General features: G+C 74.6%; 1 protein-coding gene. It reads right to left on the reverse strand.

Annotated elements, in window-relative coordinates; all coding sequences use genetic code 11:
- Positions 1 to 710: 710 nt before the first annotated feature.
- Positions 711 to 1,479 (reverse strand): electron transfer flavoprotein subunit alpha/FixB family protein (locus ACI3KY_RS20245; RefSeq protein WP_404931913.1); only part of this gene is annotated, 769 nt, incomplete at its 5' end.

The following is a 1,479-nucleotide window of genomic DNA, read 5'->3' on the forward strand; positions in this document are numbered from 1 at the left end:
GGTTCGGCCCGTGGAGCGACGGGCGCTGCCGCGTCCGAAGGCGAAACCCCCTGGACCTGGAGTTCGTCGTCGGTTCGGGGCGTTTCGTCTCGCTCGTCCCTCGCTCGCTCAACGACCGGGACCGCCGCGCCGCTCGGCGCAAGGCCCGCGGGCGGCCAAGGCTCTCCGCCCGGCACGCGGGGCAGGCCACGACGCAGGGGCCGCGCGCCGGGCGCCGCCGCGTTCGTGGCGGCAGGCTCGGGGGTCACGTTCTGCGCGATCACGGTCGGCGAAGCCACCGACTGCGCCACCTGAGCGTCGGTGTCCACTGCTTCGGGTGTCACGACCTGCGGGATCACGGCCGCCGAAGCAGCGGGTTGCGCCACCTGAACCGGGGCGACCGACCCCGGGGGCCAGGGCTCGCCGCCGGGCACGCGCGGCAGGCCGCGACGGACCTGGCGGGCGGCGCGGGTGGATGCCGCGACCGCAGGCTGCTCGGCGGCTCTAGGCGTTTCGTCTCGCTCGTTCCTCGCTCGCTCAACGACCGGGGGCGAGGCGGCGACCGCGGGTGCCCCAGCTACGGCGAGGCCCGCACCACCGTTCCCTGAGCCCGTCGAAGGGCGCCCGTCGTCGTCCGTCACCCGCGCGTCGCCGGCGGGCGGCCAGGGCTCGCCGCCGGGCACACGGGGCAGTCCTCGCCGCACCGCAGAACCGAACGTCGCCATACCCGGTTACGCCTTCTTCGCCTCGAGCGCGGCGATCAGCTGCGGCACGACGGTGAAGAGGTCGCCGACGACGCCGAAGTCGGCGATCTCGAAGATCGGGGCATCCGCGTCCTTGTTGATCGCGACGATGGTCTTCGCGGTCTGCATGCCGGCCTTGTGCTGGATCGCGCCCGAGATGCCGAGCGCCACATACAGCTGGGGCGCCACCGACACACCGGTCTGGCCGACCTGGTAGGAGTAGGGCACGTAGCCGGCGTCGACCGCGGCGCGCGAGGCGCCGACCGCGGCGCCGAGCGCATCGGCGAGCTGCTCGACGAGCGCGAACTTCTCACCGGAACCGAGTCCGCGGCCACCCGAGACGACCTTCGCGGCACCGCGCAGCTCGGGCCGCGTGGACGACACCACGGTCTCGTCGACCGAGGTCACCGTCGCCGCACGGCGGCCCGAGGCGCGCACCTCGAGAGGTTCGGCCTCGACACCCTCGACGGCGTCGGCGCGGGCATCAACCGATCCCTGACGGATCGTGATGACCGGGGCGCCCCAGGTGACGGCGGCGTCGACGTTGTAGGCGCCGCCGTAGACGGAGTGGTGGGCGATCACGCCCTCCGGGTCGCGCGAGACGCCGACGGCGTCCACGGCGAGCCCCGACCGGGTGCGGGCGGCGTACCGGCCGGCGACCTCACGGCCCTCCACCGAGTGCGAGACCAGGATGGCGTCCGGCCGCACCTGGTCGGCCGCGGAGGTGAGCGCGTCGACCGCCGCGGCCGACCAGGTG

This window comes from Microbacterium sp. ZW T2_14, from assembly GCF_044987405.1.
Taxonomy (GTDB): Bacteria; Actinomycetota; Actinomycetes; order Actinomycetales; family Microbacteriaceae; genus Microbacterium.